This window comes from Phormidesmis priestleyi BC1401, assembly GCF_001650195.1.
GTDB classification, from domain to species: Bacteria; Cyanobacteriota; Cyanobacteriia; order Leptolyngbyales; family Leptolyngbyaceae; genus Phormidesmis_A; species Phormidesmis_A priestleyi_B.
In genome coordinates this window covers 1-24,406 of sequence record NZ_LXYR01000026.1, presented here as the reverse complement: position 1 = coordinate 24,406, position 24,406 = coordinate 1, and the positions used below count along the sequence as shown (strand labels likewise).

Below are 24,406 nucleotides of genomic sequence, written 5' to 3'. Positions count from 1 at the left end.
GGGCACTCTCACGATCGCAGAAATCATTCTCTATTGACAGAATTTTCTTATTCAACTCTTAACCATTAATTATCGCGTTCATTAACTCGACAGACTACTGTTCAAACTGATGTGTCAATAACTTCTCACTTGCCTACACAGATTTACTAAGCAGTGAGTCAAATTGACATTGCGATGTAATCAGCTCGCTGTTTTGAATAATTTTCAGAGCCATTCATTTGAGCGGATCATTCAAATGAGCGGCTAAGTTTTAGGGTCTAGTTCTTTGCCATTGGATAAAATTTCATGAATAGTAACGGTCTACCTTCAGCTTCTCCCATTTCTGCAAATTCTGGTTTGACGACCGAAATCAGTACCTCTCGTCAATTTGTGGCATCCGGTCTAGATGCTCAACGCTCCCATTCTTATCGGGTGTCTCGTGGAGATAAAGATGTCTCGATCGAGCACTTTAACGGCGTAGGAACCGGAGTCAACCCATCGAAGGAGACAATCCTAAACGCTGATGTCATCACATTTCAGGGAGAGGGACTGATCGCAAAATCAATGCTCTTGACCCAGCAAGGCAATGATTTAGTGATTACGTTTGATAACATTAAAGATACAAAAGTCACTTTAAAGAATTTCAAGCTAGAAAACCTAGACAACCTACAAAAAGCGACTGGTTCAACAGTTGATTTAGGAAACGTTATCTTCAACGGGCAGAATCGTGTAGCTGATAGCTTTGATGTCTTTAACGCCGATTGGCAGCAAAAGCAGGTTTTTAACCATGATAGCGTCACATTTCTGAACGACTTAAACAACGCGATTCAGGGATTCGATAACTCTGATGATGTGATCAATGGTCAAGGCGGAAACGATCGTATAGAAGGTAAGAGCGGTAATGACCTTCTGCGCGGTGGAGACGGCAACGATATTCTGCGCGGTGGTGTAGGAAACGACCAGCTAGAGGGCGGTGCAGGCAGCGACACTTTCGTGCTGGCGCGGGGTGAAAGAACCGACACAATCAAAGACTTTAGTCTCAAAGACAAAGACCGAATTGCGCTAGCTGAAGGATTAACCTTTGAGCAATTAGCGATCGACGCAGGCACCAACGCAAACGCCAACGACACGCTGATTCGAGAAGTCAAAACAGGCGAAATTCTTGCCATTCTCAAAGGAGTTAAATCAACCACGATCGACGACACCGCCTTTGTCAGAGTCGATAGTGACTATAAAATCGTTGCAGATGGCATTAGCCAACTCGTCGGATGAGCCGTTCTTCCTGCTGCGACGTTTGCAACCGGAGCCAAATCTGGACAGTTTTTGACCCCCAACCTCATCAATGGGCAACCCGTTCCTTTTGGTGGGCAGCCCGTGCAGGGATTTTCTGCGGTCTTGCCCGGTGCAAAGCCAGGAACCTATTTAGTCATGGTCGATAACGGCTATGGCGCAAAAGCAAACTCTGCCGATTCGCTGCTGCGATTTTATGGGGTTGAGCCAGACTTTGCGACGGGCAAGGTTTACCCAGTCAGCGTCAAGACGGGCGATCGGGTAGGTGATTTCACGACTGACAGCATTTTTCAACTCAACGATCGCAACAACGTCCTCAAAGGCTTTCAGACGATTGTTGCCGATCTCAACACCTATCCTGGCAGCGACAAACTTACACCCGGCGGGATTCTAGTTGACCCGACGATCACAGCAGGTCGTCTATTGACCGGAGCCGATTTTGACCTTGAATCTTTCCGCCAGGTTGCCGATGGCACCTACTGGTTTGGCGAAGAGTTCGGTCCGTTCCTGCTGCACACCGACGCGAACGGCACGCTGCTTCAGGCTCCAATTCCCACGCCCAACACGTTGCCGCTAAACACGCTCAACGGGCAAGACTCGATCGTCATTGGGCATCGGGGCGCAAGCGGCTTGCGACCAGAACACACGCTGGCTTCTTATCAGTTAGCGATCGACTTAGGCGCAGATTTTATTGAGCCAGATTTAGTTTCGACAAAAGATGGAGTGCTGATTGCGCGTCACGAAGTCAACATCAAAGACACGACTGACGTTGCAGATCGTCCAGAGTTTGCAAACCGCTTTACGACCAAAACGATCGATGGAACCGCCGAGACGGGCTGGTTTGCCGATGACTTCACCCTTGCCGAAATCAAGACTCTGCGGGCAAAAGAGCGGCTTTCTTTCCGAGACCAGTCGTTTAACGGTCAGTTTGAAATTCCGACCCTTCAAGAAATCATTGACCTGGTGAAAAAGGTAGAAGCGACTACGGGCAAGAAAATCGGCATCTATCCTGAAACCAAACATCCGACTTATCATACGAGTGTGGGTTTAGCGTTAGAAGTCCCGTTGGTCAACATTCTCAAAGCTAATAACTTCACCGATCCCAGTCGCGTCTTTATTCAGTCGTTTGAAGTGGGCAACTTGAAGACGCTGAATCAGTTAATTGATGTGCCTCTGATTCAGCTTTATGATGCCGACGATGTGGCGCTAGATGGTTCGCTAATCGAAATCCAGCCCTACGATTTTGTGGTGAGCGGTGACAAGCGCACATACGCCGACTTGCGAACGCCTGAAGGTCTGGCAGAAGTGGCAACTTACGCCGATGGCATCGGTCCCTGGAAGCGGATGATTGTCTCGGTTAAAGGGGTCGATGCTAATAACGATGGCATCGCTGATGATGTGAATGGTGACGGCGCAGTCAATGATGCCGATAAGACCATCACTCCGCCAACGTCGCTAATCACCGACGCTCATAGCGCAGGCTTGCTCGTTCATCCTTACACCTTCCGCAACGAGGGTCGCTATCTGGCATCTGACTATAAAGGCGACCCAGAGCTAGAAATTCGGCAGTTTATTAGCTTAGGCGTAGATGGATTCTTCACCGATTTTGCGGGCACTGGCAAAGCGGCGCGTGATTTTGTCACTCAGGAGTTTGTGCGATCGCCTGATAACCCCGCTTTTGCCAATCTCTCAGAGGCAGAGAAAGTTAAATCTGCCAACCTGCCTCGATCGAAAGGATTTGAAGGCATGGCGCTTAATGCCACGGGCGACAAACTCTATACGCTGTTAGAAGGCGCGATCGTCAGCGATTCTAATCAAAATCGACTGCTGATCAATGAGTTTGATCCCAAAACTAGCCAATACACTGGGGCAACATTTTCCTATCGGTTAAACGCACCGGGACGAGCGATCGGAGACTTAACAGCGATCAATGATCACGAATTCATCGTGATTGAACGAGATAACGGACAAGGGAATGCGAGCGATCCAGCATTTACTAATCCTGCGCGGTCTAAAAAACTCTACAAAATTGACTTGAACGTAATCGATCAAGACGGCTTTGTGGAGAAAGAGCTATTAGTCGATTTGCTAAATATCTCTGACTCGCAAGGAATCGGCAGCAACGGCACCAAAAATGGCGTGTTTACCTTCCCGTTTGTGACGATCGAAGATGTGTTGCCGATCGATGCTCAGACCTTACTCGTCATTAATGACAACAACTACCCGTTTAGCGTTGGTCGAACGGCGGGACAGCCCGATAGCAGCGAATTCATCGAAATCAAGTTGAGCCAGCCTCTCGATTTGGTGCGTTAACCGCAGCGTTGCTCCAAGGGCAGATTTGGGGCACATTTGGTATAGTTCAGACATCGTTTGCTCTGTACCTAGTGCCCTTTATGCAAAGCCAAAAGCCTTCGGTTAGCCTGATTCGAGCAAATTCCTACGATCGCACTCAACTTCGCACCTCGATCGAGACGCTGCTAGAACCCCTCGGCGGCATCTCTGCTTTTGTGAAACCGGGCGATCGCGTGCTGCTCAAGCCCAATCTGCTTACGGGTGCCCGTCCGACGAAAGAATGTGTCACTCGTCCAGAGATTGTTTACGAGGTTGCAAAACTCGTGCAAGAAGCCGGAGGAAAACCATTTTTAGGCGACGGTCCGGCGTTTGGAAGTGCGAGAGGCGTTGCTAAAGCCAATGGCTATTTGCCCCTGATTGAAGAATTGGGGGTGCCGATCGTCGAATTTAGCGGTAAGCGCTATGAAGTCGTCGGTGAAGATTTTAATCATCTGCTGCTCTCAAAAGAAGCGATGGAAGCCGACGTCGTGATCAACTTGCCGAAAGTAAAATCTCATGTGCAGCTTACCCTGACGATGGGCGTTAAAAACCTGTTCGGCTGCGTTCCCGGCAAGATGAAAGCCTGGTGGCACATGGAAGCCGGAAAAGATCAAGAACGCTTTGGGGCGATGCTCGTCGAAACCGCCCGCGCTATCAGCCCTGATCTGACGATTCTCGACGGCATTATCGGGCACGAAGGAAATGGTCCGAGCGGCGGCGAACCGAGAGCGTTAGGCATCTTAGCCGCATCTAATAATGTGTTTGCCCTCGATCGTGCAATTGTTGAAATTCTCAACGTCGATCCCGCGATCGTGCCCACCGTTGCCGCATCTCAAAAGTTGGGCTTATGTCCCGATTTGAGCGAGATTCATTTCCCGCAGTCCCGTCCAGAAGACTTGCGCCTCACTGACTGGCAGCTTCCTGAAACCATGATGCCGATCGATTTCGGTGCCCCGCGTGTCTTAAAGTCAACCTTTAAGCATCTCTACATCCGCTTCATCAAAGAACCGATGCAGGCTTACCGATAAAAGCAGCGTCTAGGAGTCAGGTTAAAACCTTGCTCTCTTCACGGTCTCTTTAATGTTTTTTAACTGATTCCTTCATAGAGATACCGAAGTACTGAGCAACCTCTGAGAATTGGCTTGCTCAGTCTATGCACACGATCTTGGCGACAACTTGCCTCATCCTCTGGCTCATCCTGATGATTTGGCTTTATCTCAGTTCTCCAAACTGGTTTTTTGTTCCCTTCTTTTTTCTCACCACGATGAGCGGTCTGAGATTGATAGAATCTGGTAAGGGATAACTCCTGATCCCGCTTTTCAATTCCCTGCTAGCCTAAAAGAATTCTTACAAAGACTTCCCTCGTGATTTCTCCCCACGATCGGCTAGAGCAGATTCAACGCATCATTGTCACGGCAGACCAGATGCGCGCGATCGAGTCCCGCATTTTTGCCGCCGGAATGCCCGTTGCCGCGCTGATGGAAAAAGTTGCCGCAGCGCTGACTCGCCGCATCACCGCACTCTACCCACTGCCCAATACTCGGCGCATCGGCATCCTAGTCGGACCTGGACACAATGGCGGAGACGCTCTGGTCGTTGCCCGTGAACTGCACGTCAAAGGCTATGAGGTGATGATCTGCTGTCCCATCTCGACGCTAAAAGACATCACAGCAAGTCATTTGCGCTACGCAACGAGTTTAGGAATTCCTTGCCATTCGCAAGTAGAGGCTCTGCAAACCTGCGACTTGCTGATTGATGGCTTATTTGGCGTTGGGCTAGAACGATCGCTGACCGAACCCGTTGCCCCGCTCATCGACCAGGTAAATCAGTGGCAGCAGCCCATTCTCAGCATTGATGTGCCCTCCGGTTTGCACACTGACACCGGAAAGATTTTAGGAACCGCTATTCGAGCGACTTACACTTTTTGTCTGGGGTTGTGGAAACTAGGACTTTTGCAAGATCAAGCACTCGAATTTGTCGGCAGCGCTGAGTTAATCGATTTTGACATCCCTCTAGCTGACGCTTTGACTGTAGTTGGTGATCCGCCTCTAACCCAGCGAGGAACGGCTCAGAGCGCGATCGCCACCCTTCCCTTAGCTCGATCGCTCACCACTCACAAATATAAAATGGGGCATCTGCTGCTGGTCTGCGGCTCTCGTCGCTATATGGGCGGCGCACTGCTGGCGGGTTTGGGCGCACGATCGAGCGGAGTCGGAATGCTGTCGGTCGCTGTTCCCAAATCGCTCAAATCTGCTCTCTCTGCCCAACTTCCAGAGGCATTGATTCTCGGCTGTCCCGAAACTCCGGACGGGGCGATCGCGGCATTTCCCTCCTCTCTCACGCTGGATTCCTCTTTCGACGCGATCGCGTGTGGTCCAGGTTTAACGCTTGACGCAGCCGCGATCGTCCAGCAAGTTCTCGCCAGTCAATGCCCTTTAGTGCTTGATGCAGACGGCTTAAATGTCTTGGCACAGCAAGGAACCATCCCAACCTTGCAACATCGTCAGGCTTCCACTATTCTGACTCCTCATCTAGGAGAGTTCGAGCGACTGTTTCCCGACTTGGCAGTAGAGTGTCGAGCAACCGCCGTTCAGAAGGCGGCACAGCAAACGGGCGCGATCGTCTTGCTTAAAGGGGCAAGAGTGACGATCGCAGATGCCAACGGCAATACGCGCATCAATCCAGAGAGCACTCCGGCTTTGGCACGCGGCGGCAGTGGCGATGTGTTAACGGGTTTGATAGGAGGACTGCTGGCTCAAGCGATTAGCGCAAAGCGCAACTCCGCAGGAACTACGACTCAAAATTCAAGTGAACCTGCTTCAAACTCCATCAGCGTCGATTTAGTCCAGTCGGCTGCCTGGTGGCACGCTCAAGCCGGAATTTTAGCTGCCCAAGAGCGGACAGAATTGGGAGTCGATGCCTATACGCTGACGCAATTCTTGATTCCAGCGCTGCGACAGCAAGTTGATGCTGCTAACCTAAAAAATTCTGCTTCCTAAATCTGTTGCAAACCGTCCCTTGGGATGTGCTACTATTTATTTCCGTGGGGTGACGGATCGGTGCCCGAGTGGTTAATGGGGGCGGACTGTAAATCCGCTGGCTACGCCTACGTTGGTTCAAATCCAACCCGGTCCATTCCACGGTAGAACATAGGTCAAGGTAAAAGTAAGAATTTTCCCTTGCTATGTTTCCTTTATTTGCCCGTGTGGCTCAGTGGTAGAGCACACCCTTGGTAAGGGTGAGGTCATCAGTTCAATCCTGATCACGGGCTTTTTAAATCGGTAGGGACTCCCGCCGTACCAGCTAGCTTTCGTCCTAAATCTCTCCTAAGAAAACAGCCTACGTTAGGACGGTTTGAGAATCAAACCGTAGCTAGTTACGGGTTGGATTTGAACCAATACAGGTGTAGCCAGCGGATTTACAGTTCGCCCCATTTCGATCGCTTAAGTAAGGGAGTTGAGATGAAGCGCTAGTTACCAGAAAAAATGGCAATTGAAGGCTTTCTAGGGGCAAATTAGAGAGATTTTATAAAACGCGCAAACCACCGTGAAAGCTTTCTAGGGCTTTCCATTGTCATTCTAGAAGCTATTTCAGGGGTTCTTTTTAACAACAGTCCGGACAATTTTAAATCGCCAATGGTGGAATGCGGGTTTCAGCATCATCACTGAGGCAAATACCAACGGTGGAATGCGGGTTTCAGCCTCTGCCTCAAAAAATGTCCGGAGTATTGTTTTAATGGAGTCGGTATTTAGTACAGACTTTTTAAATTGCTGCAACATAAATAAGAATCCCATACTGAGCTATCAAGGGCAGACTGATTGCTCGGCTACAACAAGCAAAGACGTAGTGTAGTCACGACGCGCATCAGAAAAGCCTCTATTACGAAGCGCGGTCAAAAACGACTGAGTTGTAGCGCCGTTAGATCTGGCTGTGCAAATAACTTGTAAATCGTTGTAAATCGCAGTTGACCACATTTCTCTTCCAAAATCGTACTCTGAGATGCGGCGAACAGTTTTAATATCAGCTTGTGAAACCTGGAACCTTTCCCTTTGGCTATAACTTGTTTCGTCGCTGGTACCACCCTTACACACACGGTTTAATAGGTTGCGCGTTGCCCCTGACATATTAGGCTGAAATGGTTTCCCTTGATCCGGCATAATCATGGATGAATCGCAATTAGCAGACGCTTGCACAATATCCTTACCAATCAAGTATCTAAACTTGACATCGTACTGAGATACTCGATCGATAGAATCAACGTCTAGAGCAATAGTTTCTTTAGTTACAGTTGAAACACCCATCTCCACCCAATTGGAGGCTTTAGCAGGAGAGACTGCAATAAGTACGGTAGAAGAAACTGCCAGTAGAGAGAGAAGTAGCTTTTTCACTGTGGGGCTTTCTGCGTGTTTTCACCACTCTAAGATCTGATTCTTTTAATACCCATAATCACTACTTATACTTTATCTATATGAAGCAATAAGGTTTGGAAGGAATAATCGATGAGTGTAAATACTTGGTGTAGTTTTTGGCGCGGCTAACTTAAGATCTACAGTCTGAGTATTTCAGCCCATTTTGGTAGCCTTGCTAGAGTTTTTGCCAAAATAAAAATCCTCGCCGAAATCCTTGCCATTCTAGATCCTTCATCTAGCAGGGGATTAAAGGTATTTTTGCCAATTTGCCATTTTGCCACGGGTACTTATGAATATATTTGTGGCAAAACACAGGAGATAAGGATGTAATGCATGACTCAGGGCACAGCGCACTACTTTGGGGTCGCAGGGGTTGCAGGTTCAAGTCCTGTAAGATAGCAGGACTTTTACCCACTCTGTCACACTCATGGAAAAACTTGGATTTATTGGACTCGGCATCATGGGCAAACCGATGACCCAGAATCTGCTCAAAGCAGGACATTCTGTGACGGTTCATAATCGCAGCCGTGCAGTCTTAGAAGAATTGGTGCGAGATGGAGCGACGATCGCTGACTCTCCTAAACAAGTCGCCCAACAAGTAGATGTGATCATCACCTGCTTGCCCGACTCGCCCGATGTCGAGGCGGTGATTTTGGGCAGTGAGGGCGTGCTAGAAGGCGCAAAAGCAGGAACGCTGTGCATTGATATGTCTACGATCGCGCCTGCCACTGCTCGAAAACTCTATGAAACGCTGAAAGTCAATGGCATTCAATCTCTCGACGCTCCGGTGTCTGGAGGCGATATCGGTGCTCAACAAGGCACGCTTTCGATCATGGTCGGGGGTGAAGAATCTGCCTTTCAACGAGCATTGCCGATTTTGCAAGCAATGGGCAAAAGCATTGTCCACGTTGGCGAAGCGGGTGCCGGACAGGTGACAAAAGCCTGCAATCAGATTGTGGTTGCTCTCACCGTTCAGGCGGTGGCAGAAGCGCTGACTCTTGCCAAAAAGTCAGGAGTCGATCCGGCAAAAGTTAGATCCGCGCTGCTAGGCGGATTTGCCCAGAGTCGCGTGCTCGAAGTGCATGGCGATCGGATGCTCAACCGCCGTTTTCAACCTGGCTTCACGATCGACCTGCATCGCAAAGATATGAACATCGTTTTGCAAACCGGACGTGAGGTGAGCCTACCGCTTTTGGGAAGCAGTCAGGTGACTGCTCTCATGGATTCTTTAATCGCCCAGGGCAAAGGCTCGTTAGATAATGCCGCTCTCATAGAACTCTACGAACAGATGGGAGGACTCTAATTCTTTGGCGAAGGTGATGGAGAGGGCGAATTGGTAGGCGACGGAGATGCTGTGGTTGCATCGGGTGAATTGGGCGCAACAATCAGCGGAATGCCCTTTCCGCCTGTAGGTTGAGCACCCGTGACAAGCTGACGAGGATTGGTCTTCGCTTTTTGCTGGGCATCAGAAAGTTTGCTCTGATAGTCCGCCCGTTTTTGCTGCACCGCCGCTTTTTGAGCACCTGCCGCCGAGAGTGGAGGCAACAGCGCGATCGCCCGTTTCCATTGGTTGATCACCAGCGTCCAATCTTCTTTAGACTGGGCAGACTGCATTAGATTCTCAGCACTGATGGCTTTATCGTCTGCCTGCTGAAGCTGAGACGCTAGCTCTGAGGCAGACAGTTTAGATGTTGCAGTCAGCGATTTAGCCACCGGACTCGGACTCAACCGATAGCTTGGGGTCTCTGTCACTTTAATGAACGCCTCAGCAGGCAACGGCTTTACGGGGCGAGGAGTTTCTTGGGTGACAGATGACGGAGATAGGGGCGTGCAGGCGGAGACTAAACCAAGAAGGGCAATCCCACAGGAAACGCAAGTAAACGAGGCAGAAGGGTTGAGCATAAAGAATAGGCGCGATCGAAACTCGAATCGTTGCAACATCCCAAATTATATTCACACCCCAGAATTCCTCTCATTCCCTATTTCTATTACAATCTGTAAATGAAGTCTCAGTGAGAATGCGGAATGCGAGTTGCGATCGTGGGAGCAGGGCTGGCGGGGTTAGCGGCGGCAGTCGAACTCGTTGATGCCGGGCATGAAGTTGAAATGTTTGAGTCGCGTCCCTTCATCGGCGGCAAGGCGGGCAGTTGGGTCGATGGCGATGGCAACCACATTGAGATGGGGCTGCACGTCTTTTTCAACAATTACCATAACCTGTTTGCTTTGGCGAAGAAGGTCGGCGCATTTGAGAACCTGTTGCCTAAAGAACACGTTCACACCTTTGTCAATCGGGGCGGCGTTACGAAAGAACTTGATTTTCGGTTCCTGTTAGGTGCGCCTTTTCACGGGCTGAAAGCGTTTTTCACAACCGGACAGTTGACCCTTCAAGACAAGTTGCAGAACGCGATCGCTCTGGGCACAAGTCCGATCGTGCCGGGTTTGATCAACCCTGACTTTGCGATGAAGCTGATTCGTGACCTCGATGGCATCAGCTTTGCCGATTGGTTTCGCAGTCATGGCGGCTCACAAAATAGCCTCAAGCGCATGTGGGACCCGATCGCCCTTGCCCTAGGTTTCATCAACACCGAAGAGATTTCTGCTCGCTGTATGCTGACCATCTTTATGATGTTTGCGTCCAAAACCGAAGCGTCGCGGCTCAATCTATTGGCAGGGTCTCCGGGCGAATATTTGAATAAACCGATCGTCGATTACATCAAAGCCAGAGGCGGCAAAATTCACACTCGCCGCCAGACGCGCAAGATTCTGTTTGAAGACAACAACGGGTCGCTGAAGGTGACGGGTTTGCAGGTGGCAAACGGCGAAACCGAAGAGACGGTGACGGCTGATATCTATCTTGCCGCGTGTGATGTGCCCGGAATTCAGCGCTTGTTGCCCAAAGAATGGCGCAGCATTCCAGAATTTGACAATATCTACAAGCTCGAAGCGGTTCCAGTAACGACCGTTCAACTGCGCTTTAACGGCTGGGTGACCGAACTTAACGACCCAGAAGCCCGGAAACAAGTCGATCGCGCGGCTGGCATTGATAATTTGCTCTACAGTGCCGATGCCGATTTCTCCTGTTTTGCCGATCTGGCACTGTCCAGTCCCAAAGACTATTACCGAGAAGGACAAGGATCTTTAATGCAGGTTGTTCTGACTCCCGGTGACCCCTTTATCAAAATGAGTAACGAAGAGATTGCTCAACACGCGCTCAAACAAATTCAGGATCTGTTCCCGTCATCGCGAGAACTGACGATGACCTGGTATAGCGTCGTCAAGCTTGCCCAGTCGCTCTATCGCGAGAATCCTGGAATGGATGTCTATCGTCCGCGTCAGAAAACAGCGATCGAGAATTTCTTTCTAGCCGGAAGCTATACCCAACAGGACTATATCGATAGCATGGAAGGTGCGACAATCTCTGGTATGCAAGCCGCTCAAGCCATTCTTGAACCCACAGGCTACAAAGTTCAGGGCAACGGATTGTTTAAGTATTAACCTTCTTTTGATCACCTATGTCCAATTGGTTAGAACACACCGTCCAGGTCGAAGTAGATGCCCCGATCGAGTTTGTTTGGAGTCTGTGGTCAGATTTGCAGCAAATGCCGCGCTGGATGAAATGGATCGATTCGGTGACGATTTTGCCAGACAACCCAGAACTGTCTCGCTGGAAACTGGCGACGGGCGGCTTAGAGTTTAGCTGGCAGTCTCGCATTCTCAAACAAATTCCCAATCAGATTATTCAATGGGAATCGGTGGACGGACTGCCCAATCGGGGGGCGATTCGGTTTTACGATCGGGACACTAGCAGCGTTGTCAAAATGACCGTCGCTTACGCGATTCCTGGGTTTCTCGGTCAGTTGATGGATAACTTGTTTCTCGGTCGAGTGGTTGAGTCGTCGCTAAAAGCTGACTTAGAGCGATTTCGAGACTATGCGATGAATGCCCAGGCAGCACTCGACGTTTAGTCATCGGCATCCCGTTTTCAGATTCGACTATTAGGCAGTCTATCCCTGTTGCATATTTTTCATTGACTAACTGCGTCATAGTGCAAGCTTTACAAGAGCTTTATTTATCTTATGCTTAGTTAAAAAATTTAAGAGAAGCAGCTAAAAGATCATGATTCGTCAGCCTACCTCAGTATTTTTCTAAGTATACCTAGAGGATAACCGTATGCCTGTACCTGGAATTGTCGCAGCAGTTGTCTATATAATTTGCTTGCTTTTTGGTCCCGGCAGCGGTGATCCTCCGCCGACTCAAGAAACACAGACACGATGCGGGCAGAGAGACTTAGCGAAGGACTCGAATAACCCATGCGGATCAAAGAACGCAACCAGTGTTCCCACACCTGCCTTGCTTCCAGGTCTCATCGGTCTGGGGGCTGCTGCACTTCACAAACGTAAGTCAGCGATCGTCAAGCCCGAAGATTAGCGCGGGTCAAAGCCGAAGATTAAAGTCGGTGCGTTTTGCTAAATAGGCAGACTTAATTAAAGTCAACTCGGATAAGTGAGTTTTGGCTGTGCTCAATCTGCTAGAAGTTCTGGCTTTGAATGGAGCCAAACGCATCTTACAGTTGATTCTGTTTACTATCGATCGCTCAATAAACCCTCCGCGATCTTCGGTTTTACTCACTTCCCAGTCCTCAGTAATCTAAAGAATGGACGATTCACCTATCCTTCAGAAAACTTATGGCTTGATAGTTCAGTGCAGATTAAAGAGAAAGCAGATTTACCACGTTGGGTCGGAGTAGAGGTTGATCGTCAAATGCGTTTGCCCTGTCGGAACAGCGCTGATGCAGCTACAAATGCTTTCCTCTCCGTTGACTTCGACCTCGCAGGCGTGACAAGACCCCATCAAACATCCCGTCGGAATCAAAACCCCCGCCCGTTCAGCCACTTGCAGCAGCGGCTCTCCGGCTTCGGCAGCGATCGTCACATTATCCGGCAAAAAATGAATGCTAACACTCATAGCAAAATTCTCAAAAGGGGCGCTTATAATTTGAGCTAAGGCAAAACAGTCTTTAAGTCAAGATGTGGCTCAACCGCATCGGCTAACTCATCGAGCAACAGTTCTCGCTGCTCGCGATAGTTAGGAACGCCCGTCGGCAGCGATCGCAACCCACGCTGTTGACGGAGGCGATTTAACCAGGCACGCCGCCAAGGACCGTTATCAAAAATGCCGTGCAGATAAGTGCCCCAAATTGAATGAGTTTCGTCAACCAGCCCCAGATTTTGGTCGTCAAATAAGAACTGGGTGCCTTCTGGTTCGATCAAGCGGGTGCGTCCCTGGTGAATCTCATAGCCCGTGACAGGCAGCCCTTCTTGAGGAAAATTGGACGTGACACTGCGCTGACGGGCGATTTTTTGCCCCGCAATCACGGTTTTGATAGGCAGCAGCCCCAACCCGCGATAGCGACCTTCTTGACCTTCGATGCCTTCGGGGTCTGCCAAAATCTTGCCCAGCATTTGATAGCCGCCACAGATGCCCAAAATCGTGCCGCCTGCTGCCGCATAGTTTTGCAACTCTTCTGCCATGCCAGACTTGTGGAGCGCAACCAGGTCAGAAATCGTCGTCTTTGAACCTGGGATAATCACCGCGTCCGGGTGCCCCAGCGATTGTTTGGGGTGGATATATTTAACTGAGACGGTGGACTCGGCTTCGAGCGGGTCAAAATCAGTGAAGTTTGAGATGCGCGGCAGACGAACCACTCCGATCGTCAATTCACTACTAGGAGCCGCCTGACGATCGAACAGACTCAGCGAGTCTTCAGCCGGAAACGCCGTATCTAACCAAGGAATTACGCCAATGACCGGAATTCCGGTGCGTTCTTCGAGCCAGTCAATGCCTGATTGCAGCAGCGATCGCTGTCCGCGAAACTTGTTGATGATCACTCCTTTGATCAATGCCCGTTCGTCTGGGTCGAGAAGCTCTAGAGTGCCAACCACATGGGCAAAGGCTCCGCCCCGATCGATGTCCACGACCAGCAAGGTGGGCGCATTTAAATGTTTGGCGACCCGCATATTGGTCAGGTCACGATGCTTGAGATTGATCTCAGCCGGACTGCCTGCCCCTTCACAAACCACGAGATCAAACTCCTCACCCAAGCGACGCAGCGACTCTTCGATCGCTTGCCAACCTTGATCAAAGAACTTTTCATAATACTCGGCGGCTCCAATTTTGCCGATGACTTTGCCCTTAAGCACCACTTGAGAAGTCATATCTCCCTGCGGCTTGAGCAAAATCGGATTCATCTCGACCCAGGGAACCACTCCTGCCGCCCAAGCCTGAACCGCCTGAGCATAGCCAATCTCGCCCCCGTTTGCCGTCACGTAGGAGTTGAGCGCCATATTCTGCCCTTTAAACGGAGCGACTCGCCAACCCCGCCGAGCCAAAATTCGACACAGGGCAGCCGTGATCAATGATTTTCCAGCGTGGGAGGTTGTGCCCACCACCATAATGGCTTTCATCAAATACCTCCAAGACGGCTAGAGGGGCAGAGCAGCATAACGTGTAAACTCCGGGTAGAGGGTGATTTCTAGAAGGGCAGTCGAAACCAGCGACTCAAAATGTTGTAGAAGCGATCGCTCCAACTGGGCTTTAGCTCAACGCGTCCTGAGTTGTGCCATCGGGCAACGAGTTGCCGACCGAGCGGCGTGAGGCGAAAGCTGTCGGTGAGACCTTGACCATCGACTTCTCGCCTGAGAAGCCCAACTTGAATCAGCCACAGCAACTCACTTTCGGCAATTAATTCTGTGACTGAACGCTTACTATATTGATGACGTATCCCCGTCGTGCCCACAACGGCTAAAAGTGGAACACTTTGCGTCACCATTGTGGCATAAAGCTTTACTCGAAAAGGCGCACATCGAACGGCTCGCTCTGCCCGATCGAGCGTTTTTTGAGCGTAGCGAATAGATGAGTGAGAGTGAGAAGTGGTGGAAGTCATTCAACACGAGGGTGAGAACCCAGTTAATGATAAGGTAAAAAATTACAGATACACTTAATATTCTATGGGTTTCTCTACCAAGGCGGGGGTGAGGCAATCGGCTTGAGCGCGATGGCGTGTAGATTTTTTTCGCTAAGCTGGTGGGTGAAATCGTGATGAATGAACGATCGTAAAGCCAGAGATTGACTCTAAGCAGAGATTTTCATCCTTCATGCTCAAGGAAATCTATGAGCAGCCACCCGTTAAAAGTGTCTTGATTGCTACTTCCCGATTACAGCTTTTGGCGTGTCACCTTGCTATCAGCCGCAAGCTAGAGGTCGATCGATCGAGAAATATCACAAAATTGCTCAAAGATTTGGGATAGCTCTATCGCTTCTCAGGGATTTGACTTAGGATTTGGACAAAGAATTCTTTAAAGTGTCGTAATTTAATATGACTGCCTCACCTGAACCGCCTCCTTCTCGTAAAAAGCTCGACACTGACGAATTAATTGCCATCCTGGTAGCGTTCGGCAGCATTGGCACCATTTTCTTTTGGGCGATCGGACAATCAGATTCTGGATTTGATCTCTCCTCAATGTCTGGAGGGTTAATTCCTCGACCCGCTCCCGTGCCCAGTCCACTGACGACGATCGCGCCTAGAGTAAACTCTTCGATTACGGCGGTTCCGGCTCCGCAAGCAACGCTATCTCCGTCTCCTGAAGGTTTCACTTCTGATCCGGTGATTTCTGTGGTCCCGGTGCCTCTCCCTGCTCAACCCTTTTCGACTCCTGCGCCATCTCCAGAAGTGATTGCATTCTCAGATGTGCCACCGACTTATTGGGCGGCTCCTTACATCATAGCCTTGACCCAGCGCGGCGTTCTAGGGGGCTTTCCGGGCGGGACGTTTCAGCCTGACAAGCCTGTCACTCGCGCCGAGTTTGCCGGAATTGTCAGTAAAGCTTTTGATCAAGCTCCGACCCAACCCTCGTTGCAGTTTGAAGATATTGCCCCGACTTATTGGGCAAATGCAGCGATCGAGAAATCCGTTCAAACTGGATTTATGAACGGCTACCCTGGCGAGGTGTTTCGTCCCGATCAGCCGATTCTGCTTTCTCAACTTCAAGTGGCGCTGATCACCGGGTTAAATCTCCCTACCCCAGCAAATCCTGAGCAAGTAGTGGGCAAATATGCCGATGCTCAAGAAGTGCCAAAGTGGGCAGTTGATAAGGTTGCAGCGGCGATCGAGTCTGGGTTAGTGACCAATTATCCCGACTCAAACAAATTGAACCCTAATCGGAGCGCAACCCGCGCAGATGCCGCTGCCTTGGTCTATGAGGCGTTGGCAAAACAAGGAAAGGTCAAGCAAATTCAGAAGTAGTCAGCAAATTATTTCCCACACTCAACGCGATCTGACTCTCGGTTTCTTGAAAAAACTGGGAGATTTCTCATGGGAAAAGATAGTACAAAATCACCTCTTTTCTGCATAAGTTTGATACATTGGTACTAAGCTATTTTTGCGGAAGGCGTAGGACTGGAGAGAAATCTCAGATTTACGTCTTCAAGTGGCATTGACTCCACATATAGGGTCAGCGACTCAAAAAAATGTTATCCATAGCGTCTACGATCGGTTACTCTAATCTCATTCCGTTGTGTGGTTTGAGCAGTTATGTCTTTTGTTGGTCTACATATTCATAGCGACTACAGCTTGCTTGATGGTGCCAGCCAGTTACCTAAACTGGTCGATCGAGCAATAGAACTGGGAATGCCCGCGATCGCCCTCACCGATCACGGCGTAATGTATGGCGCGATCGAGCTAATGAAGGTCTGCAAAGGCAAGATTACGCCGATCATCGGCAATGAAATGTATGTGATCAACGGCGATATCACCAAGCAAGAACGCCGCCCTCGCTACCATCAGGTCGTTCTGGCAAAAAATACTCAAGGCTATAAAAACTTAGTCAAAATCACCACGATTTCCCATCTCAAAGGAGTCCAGGGAAAAGGAATTTTCTCTCGCCCGTGCATCAGCAAAGATTTATTAGAGCAATATCACGAAGGCTTAATCGTTACGAGTGCCTGCCTTGGCGGTGAGGTGCCGCAAGCGATTTTGCAAGGCAAGCCCGAAATCGCTCGTCGCGTCGCCAAGTGGTATCAAGATCTATTTGGCGATGACTATTATTTAGAAATTCAAGATCACGGCTCACCCGAAGATCGGATCGTCAACGTTGAAGTCGTCAAGATTTCCCGTGAGCTAGACATTAAAATTATTGCGACGAACGACTCTCACTATATTTCTTGCTATGACGTAGAGGCGCACGATGCGCTGCTGTGCATTCAGACGGGCAAGCTGATCTCAGAAGACAAACGGCTGAGATATAGCGGCACCGAATATCTCAAATCAGCCGACGAAATGCGGATGTTGTTTCGCGACCACTTGCCCGATGACGTGATCGAAGAAGCGATCGTCACTACCGTCGAGGTTGCCAACAAAATCGAGGAATACAAACTTTTCGATGAGCCACGGATTCCCAACTATCCTGTCCCAGCAGGTCAGACCCACGATGCTTATCTAGAGAAAATCACCTGGGAAGGACTGTTTAAGCGACTGAAATGTCAGTCTCGCGCCGAGGTTAACCAGGTCTATCAAGATCGTCTGGTTTATGAACTTGAAATGATGCAGCAGATGGGGTTCGCGACTTACTTTCTAGTCGTGTGGGACTACATCAAATATGCCAGAGATCACGGCATCCCTGTCGGTCCGGGGCGGGGATCGGCAGCCGGATCACTGGTGGCGTATGCCCTTGGAATCACCAATATCGATCCGGTACATCACGGCTTGCTGTTCGAGCGGTTTCTCAACCCCGAACGGAATACAATGCCAGATATTGACACCGACTTTTGCATCGATCGCCGAGATGAAGTCATTCAATATGTCACCCAAAAATATGGGACTGAGCGCGTCGCGCAGATCATCACCTACAACCGCATGACTTCTAAAGCGGTTCTCAAAGACACCGCGCGAGTGCTGGATGTGCCCTACGGGGATGCCGATCGCATGGCAAAACTAATCCCCGTGATTCGAGGTAAGCCCGTCAAGTTAGAGGTGATGATTTCTGACAAAACGCCTGCGCCAGACTTCAAAGAGAAATATGACAAAGATCCGAAAGTGCGGCACTGGTTAGATACGGCGATCGGAATTGAAGGCACCAACAAAAGTGTGGGCATCCACGCTGCCGGAATCGTGATTTCATCCGATCCGCTCGACGAAATTGTGCCGCTACAACGCAACGCCGACGGAGCCGTTTTCACCCAATACTACATGGAGGACATCGAAACCCTGGGTCTGCTCAAAATGGACTTTTTGGGACTCAAAAACCTGACGATGATCCAAAAAACGGTGGAGTTGGTTGAGCAGACCCGCCATGTGACGATCGACCTCGACAATCTATCGCTCGAAGACCCCGCCGTCTATCAGCTTCTGGCACGAGGCGAGTTAGAAGGCGTGTTTCAGCTTGAGTCGTCGGGAATGCGGCAAATCGTCCGCGAACTCAAACCGTCAGGCATTGAAGATATTTCGTCAGTGCTTGCCCTTTATCGTCCGGGTCCCCTTGATGCAGGGCTGATTCCCAAGTTTATCAACCGCAAACACGGGCGAGAAGCGATCGAGTATGCCCACGACATTCTCAAACCGATTCTCAACGAAACCTATGGAATCATGGTTTATCAAGAGCAAATCATGAAGATTGCTCAAGATATGGCAGGCTATTCGCTCGGTCAGGCGGATCTGCTGCGTCGGGCAATGGGTAAAAAGAAAAAATCTGAGATGGAAAAGCACCGCGAAATGTTCGTGGAGGGTGCCGGGAAAAACGCAGTTGCGCCCAAAATTGCGGATGCTTTGTTTGAGCAAATGGTGCAATTTGCCGAATATTGTTTCAACAAATCTCACTCGACTGCTTATGGATATGTCACTTATCAAACAGCTTATCTAAAAGCAAATTATCCTGTCGAATATATGGCGGCATTGATCACTGCAAACAGTGGCGATCAAGATAAAGTCCAGAAATATATTGCCACTTGCGTCAGCATGAATATTCAGGTGCAGTCGCCTGACATTAATCGCTCTGGTGTAGACTTTACGCCCACCGGAGAAAGTATTTTGTTTGGCTTAAACGCCGTGCGAAACGTGGGACAAAGCGCAGTCGAAGCCCTCCTTGTCTCTAGAGAAGAAAAAGGTGAATTCAAATCCTTGGCAGACTTGTGCGATCGCATAGACTCCCGCGCGATTAACCGTCGAGCCTTAGAATCTTTAATCTATTGCGGAGCCTTTGACACCGTTGATCCAAACCGCAATCAGTTGATCCAAGACCTAGAACTGGTCATGGATTGGGCACAATCTCGCGCCAAAGATCGGGTCAGCGGTCAGGGCAATTTGTTCGACTTGATGGGCGGCGGTGCAAGTCAGCAGTCGAGCTTTGAGACAGCACCCAAAGCGCCGAAAGTGCCCGACTTTCAGCAGCAAGAGAAACTGCGATTAGAGAAAGAAGTCCTGGGGTTCTATATTTCTGACCACCCGCTCAAACAGTTGCAGGAGTCGGCAAAGATGCTTGCGCCCATCAGCTTGAGTGATCTGGGCGATCGCCAAGAAGGAGACAGCATTAGCGCGATCGTTATGCTCACTGCGGTTAAAGCCGTTACGACTAAAAAGGGCGATCGCATGGCAATCATCACGATCGAAGACCTGACCGGGCACTCAGAAGCTGTCGTCTTTCCCAAATCATTTGAGCGCATTGGCGATCTGATCGTCCCCGATGCCCGTTTGATGGTGTGGGGCAAAGTCGATCGCCGCGATGACCAAGTGCAATTCATCATCGACGATGCAGAATCGATCGAGACGGTTCGGATGGTGATGGTCGAACTCGAACCCAGTGCGGCGAACGACAGTCAAGAACAATATCGACTGCGGCAGATTTTGCAGGAGCAGCGAGGCGAAGACCACAGCGCAAAAATCCCGGTAGTGGCGATCGTCAGTGCTCACAATCGCCGTCACTTCGTCCGGTTTGGGCAAAAGTTTCGAGTGCACGATGAACAGGCAACCGTTACTGCCCTGACCAAGGGAGGATTTCGGGCAAGGGTGTCAGCCCTAGTCAATGGCTAGTTTCGACTGCGCTTACCTCCTTGGCTAAACGTCGAGGACTGAATGCAGTCGAAGCTCGTCGTTACTTCGTTGGGCTGAAATTCCCTTATTTTGCCCCGCGTTTGTTAAGCGCCGCCAGTAGCTGCGGTCTGACTTGCTGTGCCCATTGCTCAAAGTTAAACGAACGATCGTAAGAACCAGACAAAGACTCAAGAGTTGTGAGGGTTTCCGGCAAACGCTCCGGGAACTGAATTTCAGTTTTTTTGCTCATGTTGACTTAGTGTGAGGAAGAGTAAACGTTGGAAGCTTTCTGAAAGTGCCCATTTTTAGCCGAGTGCGTAACAAGAACCATGACGGACTTCACAGCGATTGGCTGTTTGAGAAAAGGTCGCAGCTTAACACTTAAACAAGCGCGATCGCCCAGTTTGCGTAACCGTTCACCAGTGATCATAGCCACCCAACTGAGTAGCGTGGTTAAGTCCTGCTGAAGATTGCGTAAATTTCAATGCCGCGATCTATCTTTCCATTCCTCCCGATTGAATAACTCTCTCTTAAGAAAGAGAAGCTTCCCTCAACCTATTGATGTAGTGCAGATCACTACAGAGGGGGTTCACTCCATCTAATCTGTGATTTGCTTCAAAGGCTTAACACAGAGTTCACCTTTCTTGGGTAGTCTGGAAACACAACGGAGGAGGAGTCAGATGGTCATTCAGACAACGCGATCGCTCATCGACAGCAGTGTGAGTCAGCCGATTGAGACACCCGATTGGAACTTTGAAGCGATCGGGCATCGAGGCGCACGCGGACTGTTACCCGAAAACACCCTGTCTGCCTTTCGTCTGGCATTGAGCTTAGGAGTCGATTCGTTAGAGCTAGATGTGGGCATGACGGCAGATAGAGCGTTGGTCGTCAGCCACGACTCAAAAATTTCTCCAGCGCTTTGTCTACATCCAAACGGCAAATCTGTGCGGCGCTATCCCCGGCTGTTAATTCGCAAGCTGACTTTAGAAGATGTACAGCGTTTTGACTGTGGCTCACTCAACCCTGATCCGGTGAAGTTTCCTAATCAGCAGCTTGTGCCAGGTGAAAAAATGCCCTCGCTGGCTCAAGTGTTTGACTATCAGATGCAGCACTTTCCAGAGTCGCAGGTGCGCTATACGATCGAGTGTAAGGTCAGCCCTCTGCGATCGCGAGACACGTTTAGCCCAGATCTGTTTGCCCGATGTGTTGTGAATCTGGTACGTGATTATGGGATCTTCGATCGGGTCACGATTCAGTCGTTTGACTGGCGGGTGCTGCTGGCAGTTAAGAAGATAGATTCTCAGATTCAAACGGCGGCATTGGTGAGACAAAAGCGTGGTAAACCTGGCACGTTGCTGTCTCAAGCGGGAATCGCTTCTCCATTTTTAGCGGGGTTAGACTTTAGGCGCTATCGCGGCAACATTGCAGAGTTGCTCAAAAATGCAGAGTTTATCGATCGTTACTCTCCCAACTTTGAGACGCTGTTGCCCAACTCAAAAGATTTTATTCAATCAACTCAAGAGATTCAGCAGGCAGGGTTTCCAGTCATTCCGTGGACGGTAAATGATGTCGCTATTATGGAGCGACTAATCGATCTGGGCGTGAATGGTCTGATCACCGATTTTCCTGATGTGCTGCTGACGCTGTTGAAACAGAGAGGTTTGCGTTAAAAGATAGGCGATGTGCAACTTTTTCAAAGTGCTTGTGGCGTGAGCATCCCGCTTACCTGGATGAAACAGGCAAGATGCTTGTTCCAGGATCAATTAAGGGTTTCAAAGATAAAGTTTAAAGCTGCACATCGCCTAAGGGTTTCAAAGATAAAGTTTAAAGCTGCACATCGCCTAATGATCAGACTTTTGCAGGTTAGATATTACGATCGACAGTGAACACTAAGTGCTATGAGTAGCCGAAGTGCTGCTCAGAACTTAATTAGTCGAGGACAAGATTATGATATTTCCAGGCTGGGAAGTATAGCCATCGCCACTTTGCTTAGGACATTTTTGGTAGTGTGCTTCGCGTGCTGCCAAAAATGTCCCTGTCCTAACCTATGTGGCGGTAGCTATAGCACGGCTAATTCCGCCAGATGTGATAACGGGTTTATTGGCTGGACAATACAAAATTTACGGCGGTGTCATTCGTTGGGCAGGTGGTACAGAAAACGCTGGGCAGATTGTGCGCCACTTACTTCCAGCGGGGTCACAATTTCTCAACTTCATTCCAGGACTCAACTTCATTCCTGGCATCGTCGCGAGTGTGCAGATGTCTCAGTTGAAGGATATTGCTCAAGCTAATACCCTTCAGATTGCTCAAGTCTCTAATCAAGTTGCGGCGCTCTCTACTCAAGTTGGAGCACTTTCTCAAACTACCCAACAGGTTCTCCAAATTGCTACAGGCACTGCTTTACTGTCTGGTTTAGGGCTTGCGGTGAGTTGTGTCGGCTTTATTGCCATCAATAAAAAGCTCAACACAATTGACAGCAGGCTCAAAGATATCCAAAAAGACGTTCAAGCGATTCAACAGTTTCTAGCCAGCAGTGAACGTGCCAAACTATTTGCCGCACTCGGTTCCTTACTCAAGCTAGACAAAACGCCCACTGAGCATCGCCATATCATTCTGCACAACGCTCGACAAACACTGACCGAAATCAATATGCGCTATCGAGAACTGTTAGCAAGCGCGACAACGATTGAAACAGCAATGGCGTGTGAAGAATATTTTGCTTTGACTGCACTCGCTCAGATGCGCTGCACGGCTGAACTAGGGATGTTAGAGGTTGCTCATCATGAAGCTCAAGAGGTAAATCAAATTTGGCAAGCACAAGGACAACGTATCGCTAAAGAGATTTTGATTGGAGAACACTCAGAACGATTTTTAGCTAGTGATTTCGTTGCTTCCGTCTCCGTCTCTGAACTGGTTGAGTGGTTAGATTTTGCGAACGAAGACTCCAAAAGTCACCAGTGGATTGACGACTTACGCGGCAAGTTGGACGAGCCTTGGTACGCTAAAAGCTGGCTTCCTATGATGAATGGAGGCGCTGGCTTAAACAAAAACATCGGTGTAGGATTGAAAAAAGAGCAGCAAATGGTCATTCCATCGATCAGAAAATTGATTGCTAGAAGCCAAGTATTTGAGGGATACGTCGCTCAGTATGAACTCTTAAAGATTCAAGAACTCACCCCGTCTGAGTTTGAACAGAAAATCACAGCACTTCCAGAATCATCTGCTGTTGACGGCTACTTGATTCTGGAGCCAGCAGAAAAAGTTGTGGTTGAGAAAGCTGCACCCAAGAAGTTTTTTCAATTACCGACACGAACTCAGTAGACATTAACAATATTGAATGCTCTCTTCTCATTAGCTCTGATTATAGTATCAGGGCTAATTTTTCATATATAGCTACCGCCACATAGGTTAGGACAGGGACATTTTTGGCAGCACGCGAAGCACACTACCAAAAATGTCCTAAGCAAAGTGGCGATGGCTATACGACGAATCATCTTTTAATACGGGTAAAAATAACGCAAATAGAAATATGAATATTGACGCAACTCTAAACATTAGGGATATAAGTTCAGAATGGGAAGAAGTTGTAGCATCACTGAATTTCTATACTTGAGTCATTACAGCAGAGAGAATCTTTCCTAAAGAAGTAGTATTGTCTTGTTTCGTTCGTTAGGTTTGAGTTTTATGGAACGCGGATTTTGTCATCTCGATCGCCAAACATTTCAAATCCCCTAGTCTTGACCCTCAAGCTTGACTCGATCGCCTTTGAGATTCTCAATCCATTACGTCAGCAGCACTTTCCACCCAAACGAAACTTTTTGCCTGCTCACGTTACGCTCTTTCATGCCCTTCCTGGAGATCGAGAACCCGCCATTCGAGAGACGCTGCAAACGCTTTGCGATCGGACTTCAGTGTTGCCGATTCGGTTTCCCAAAGTGCGATCGCTGGGTGGAGGCGTTGCTATAGAAATCGAGAGTCCTGGCTTAATTCAGTTGCAGCACCATCTCGCGCAGGGTTAGAATGATTGGTTAAGTAAACAAGATCGGCAAGGCTATCGACCCCACGTGACGATTCAAAATAAAGTTACAGCCGATAAAGCGCGCCAATTGTACGATCGGCTTTCTAGCGAGTGGCAGCCCCTTGATGGATATGGGGAAGCAGGGTGGTTTCAAGGTCTAGAGAGAAAAATGAGGATGGACTGGAATCATCATAAAAGTAGCCGTCCATGTCCCTCATAGACCAATTAAAAACGATTCCCGATCCGCGAAGCAAGCGCGGTCAAAGCCATCCCCTCTGGTTGGTTCTGTTTCTAGCCTTG

19 protein-coding genes, 2 tRNA genes and 1 pseudogene are annotated in these 24,406 nt (G+C 49.3%); 16 read left to right on the top strand and 6 right to left on the bottom strand.

Going from position 1 to position 24,406, the window contains the following annotated elements; genetic code table 11:
• Positions 1-285: 285 nt before the first annotated feature.
• The 6 genes from A8707_RS29090 (at position 286) to A8707_RS14515 (ending at position 6,871) form a co-directional block, all read left to right on the top strand.
• A complete protein-coding gene (locus A8707_RS29090; RefSeq protein WP_068817968.1) occupies positions 286-1,251 on the top strand; it encodes a calcium-binding protein in 966 nt (321 codons plus the stop codon).
• 51 nt (positions 1,252-1,302) lie between these two features.
• A complete protein-coding gene (locus A8707_RS14535) occupies positions 1,303-3,582 on the top strand; it encodes an esterase-like activity of phytase family protein (protein ID WP_068817967.1) in 2,280 nt (759 codons plus the stop codon).
• A gap of 80 nt (positions 3,583-3,662) precedes the next feature.
• The gene (locus A8707_RS14530; RefSeq protein ID WP_068817966.1) at positions 3,663-4,628 is read left to right on the top strand and encodes an Npun_F2552 family protein; all 966 of its coding nucleotides are present in this window, start codon (positions 3,663-3,665) and stop codon (positions 4,626-4,628) included.
• 336 nt (positions 4,629-4,964) lie between these two features.
• Entirely contained in the window at positions 4,965-6,599 is a 1,635-nt protein-coding gene (locus A8707_RS14525; RefSeq protein ID WP_269452729.1) for an NAD(P)H-hydrate dehydratase, read from the top strand.
• A 54-nt stretch (positions 6,600-6,653) separates the two neighbouring features.
• Positions 6,654-6,735, top strand: a tRNA-Tyr gene (locus tag A8707_RS14520).
• Positions 6,736-6,799: 64 nt separating this feature from the next.
• Positions 6,800-6,871, top strand: a tRNA-Thr gene (locus A8707_RS14515).
• Positions 6,872-7,403: 532 nt separating this feature from the next.
• Here the strand turns inward: A8707_RS14515 and A8707_RS14505 are convergent.
• Positions 7,404-7,988 carry a hypothetical protein gene (locus A8707_RS14505; protein ID WP_068817964.1) on the bottom strand — a complete coding sequence of 195 codons (585 nt, stop codon included), beginning with the start codon at positions 7,986-7,988 and terminating at the stop codon, positions 7,404-7,406.
• A 448-nt stretch (positions 7,989-8,436) separates the two neighbouring features.
• Between A8707_RS14505 and A8707_RS14500 the strand changes: the two genes are divergently transcribed.
• Positions 8,437-9,312, top strand: coding sequence for a 2-hydroxy-3-oxopropionate reductase (locus A8707_RS14500; protein ID WP_068817963.1), 876 nt, complete (start codon positions 8,437-8,439; stop codon positions 9,310-9,312).
• On the opposite strand, the gene A8707_RS14495 is transcribed toward A8707_RS14500, so the two are convergent.
• Positions 9,309-9,950: a hypothetical protein gene (locus A8707_RS14495; RefSeq protein WP_068817962.1), complete on the bottom strand. Its 642-nt coding sequence runs from the start codon at positions 9,948-9,950 to the stop codon at positions 9,309-9,311. The two genes, A8707_RS14500 and A8707_RS14495, sit on opposite strands and share 4 nt — an antisense overlap.
• Positions 9,951-10,034: 84 nt before the next feature.
• On the opposite strand from A8707_RS14495, the gene zds reads away from it, so the two are divergent.
• The 3 genes from zds (at position 10,035) to A8707_RS30640 (ending at position 12,437) form a co-directional block, all read left to right on the top strand.
• A complete protein-coding gene (gene zds / locus A8707_RS14490) occupies positions 10,035-11,504 on the top strand; it encodes a 9,9'-di-cis-zeta-carotene desaturase (RefSeq protein ID WP_068817961.1) in 1,470 nt (489 codons plus the stop codon).
• A gap of 17 nt (positions 11,505-11,521) precedes the next feature.
• The gene (locus tag A8707_RS14485) at positions 11,522-11,974 is read left to right on the top strand and encodes an SRPBCC family protein (protein ID WP_068817960.1); all 453 of its coding nucleotides are present in this window, start codon (positions 11,522-11,524) and stop codon (positions 11,972-11,974) included.
• 205 nt (positions 11,975-12,179) lie between these two features.
• A complete protein-coding gene (locus tag A8707_RS30640; protein WP_156518586.1) occupies positions 12,180-12,437 on the top strand; it encodes a PTPA-CTERM sorting domain-containing protein in 258 nt (85 codons plus the stop codon).
• A 297-nt stretch (positions 12,438-12,734) separates the two neighbouring features.
• Here A8707_RS30640 and A8707_RS14475 read toward each other — a convergent pair whose 3' ends face one another.
• The 3 genes from A8707_RS14475 to A8707_RS14465 all read right to left on the bottom strand — a co-directional run bounded on the left by A8707_RS14475 (position 12,735) and on the right by A8707_RS14465 (position 14,952).
• A complete protein-coding gene (locus tag A8707_RS14475) occupies positions 12,735-12,974 on the bottom strand; it encodes a 2Fe-2S iron-sulfur cluster-binding protein (RefSeq protein ID WP_068817958.1) in 240 nt (79 codons plus the stop codon).
• A gap of 35 nt (positions 12,975-13,009) precedes the next feature.
• Positions 13,010-14,473 carry a cobyric acid synthase CobQ gene (gene cobQ / locus A8707_RS14470; protein ID WP_068817957.1) on the bottom strand — a complete coding sequence of 488 codons (1,464 nt, stop codon included), beginning with the start codon at positions 14,471-14,473 and terminating at the stop codon, positions 13,010-13,012.
• 68 nt (positions 14,474-14,541) lie between these two features.
• Positions 14,542-14,952 (bottom strand): Npun_F0494 family protein, encoded by a 411-nt coding sequence (locus tag A8707_RS14465; protein ID WP_068817956.1) that lies wholly within the window; start codon positions 14,950-14,952, stop codon positions 14,542-14,544.
• Positions 14,953-15,163: 211 nt separating this feature from the next.
• Between A8707_RS14465 and A8707_RS28190 the strand changes: the two genes are divergently transcribed.
• The 3 genes from A8707_RS28190 to A8707_RS14455 all read left to right on the top strand — a co-directional run bounded on the left by A8707_RS28190 (position 15,164) and on the right by A8707_RS14455 (position 20,088).
• Positions 15,164-15,316 carry a phosphoheptose isomerase family protein gene (locus tag A8707_RS28190; protein WP_156518584.1) on the top strand — a complete coding sequence of 51 codons (153 nt, stop codon included), beginning with the start codon at positions 15,164-15,166 and terminating at the stop codon, positions 15,314-15,316.
• Positions 15,317-15,384: 68 nt separating this feature from the next.
• A complete protein-coding gene (locus A8707_RS14460) occupies positions 15,385-16,311 on the top strand; it encodes an S-layer homology domain-containing protein (RefSeq protein ID WP_068817955.1) in 927 nt (308 codons plus the stop codon).
• Positions 16,312-16,599: 288 nt separating this feature from the next.
• The gene (locus A8707_RS14455) at positions 16,600-20,088 is read left to right on the top strand and encodes a DNA polymerase III subunit alpha (protein ID WP_068817954.1); all 3,489 of its coding nucleotides are present in this window, start codon (positions 16,600-16,602) and stop codon (positions 20,086-20,088) included.
• A gap of 85 nt (positions 20,089-20,173) precedes the next feature.
• Here A8707_RS14455 and A8707_RS29085 read toward each other — a convergent pair whose 3' ends face one another.
• A complete protein-coding gene (locus A8707_RS29085; RefSeq protein WP_197484778.1) occupies positions 20,174-20,338 on the bottom strand; it encodes a hypothetical protein in 165 nt (54 codons plus the stop codon).
• Positions 20,339-20,768: 430 nt separating this feature from the next.
• Between A8707_RS29085 and A8707_RS14450 the strand changes: the two genes are divergently transcribed.
• The 3 genes and pseudogenes from A8707_RS14450 (at position 20,769) to A8707_RS30480 (ending at position 24,326) form a co-directional block, all read left to right on the top strand.
• Positions 20,769-21,758 carry a glycerophosphodiester phosphodiesterase family protein gene (locus A8707_RS14450; protein ID WP_068817953.1) on the top strand — a complete coding sequence of 330 codons (990 nt, stop codon included), beginning with the start codon at positions 20,769-20,771 and terminating at the stop codon, positions 21,756-21,758.
• Between the two features lie 379 nt (positions 21,759-22,137).
• Positions 22,138-23,409: a hypothetical protein gene (locus tag A8707_RS14445; RefSeq protein WP_156518582.1), complete on the top strand. Its 1,272-nt coding sequence runs from the start codon at positions 22,138-22,140 to the stop codon at positions 23,407-23,409.
• Positions 23,410-23,786: 377 nt separating this feature from the next.
• Positions 23,787-24,326: pseudogene (locus A8707_RS30480) on the top strand (2'-5' RNA ligase family protein).
• Positions 24,327-24,406: the final 80 nt, after the last annotated feature.

Coding starts and splice junctions, on each gene's coding strand:
- A8707_RS14465 (WP_068817956.1), bottom strand. CDS start 14,952: ATGACTTCCACCACTTCTCACTCTCACTCATCTATTCGCTACGCTCAA.
- A8707_RS14495 (WP_068817962.1), bottom strand. CDS start 9,950: ATGTTGCAACGATTCGAGTTTCGATCGCGCCTATTCTTTATGCTCAAC.
- A8707_RS29085 (WP_197484778.1), bottom strand. CDS start 20,338: ATGAGCAAAAAAACTGAAATTCAGTTCCCGGAGCGTTTGCCGGAAACC.
- A8707_RS14485 (WP_068817960.1), top strand. CDS start 11,522: ATGTCCAATTGGTTAGAACACACCGTCCAGGTCGAAGTAGATGCCCCG.
- A8707_RS14460 (WP_068817955.1), top strand. CDS start 15,385: ATGACTGCCTCACCTGAACCGCCTCCTTCTCGTAAAAAGCTCGACACT.
- A8707_RS14500 (WP_068817963.1), top strand. CDS start 8,437: ATGGAAAAACTTGGATTTATTGGACTCGGCATCATGGGCAAACCGATG.
- A8707_RS14455 (WP_068817954.1), top strand. CDS start 16,600: ATGTCTTTTGTTGGTCTACATATTCATAGCGACTACAGCTTGCTTGAT.
- A8707_RS14530 (WP_068817966.1), top strand. CDS start 3,663: ATGCAAAGCCAAAAGCCTTCGGTTAGCCTGATTCGAGCAAATTCCTAC.
- A8707_RS14450 (WP_068817953.1), top strand. CDS start 20,769: ATGGTCATTCAGACAACGCGATCGCTCATCGACAGCAGTGTGAGTCAG.
- cobQ (WP_068817957.1), bottom strand. CDS start 14,473: ATGAAAGCCATTATGGTGGTGGGCACAACCTCCCACGCTGGAAAATCA.
- A8707_RS29090 (WP_068817968.1), top strand. CDS start 286: ATGAATAGTAACGGTCTACCTTCAGCTTCTCCCATTTCTGCAAATTCT.
- A8707_RS14475 (WP_068817958.1), bottom strand. CDS start 12,974: ATGAGTGTTAGCATTCATTTTTTGCCGGATAATGTGACGATCGCTGCC.
- A8707_RS28190 (WP_156518584.1), top strand. CDS start 15,164: ATGCTCAAGGAAATCTATGAGCAGCCACCCGTTAAAAGTGTCTTGATT.
- zds (WP_068817961.1), top strand. CDS start 10,035: ATGCGAGTTGCGATCGTGGGAGCAGGGCTGGCGGGGTTAGCGGCGGCA.
- A8707_RS30640 (WP_156518586.1), top strand. CDS start 12,180: ATGCCTGTACCTGGAATTGTCGCAGCAGTTGTCTATATAATTTGCTTG.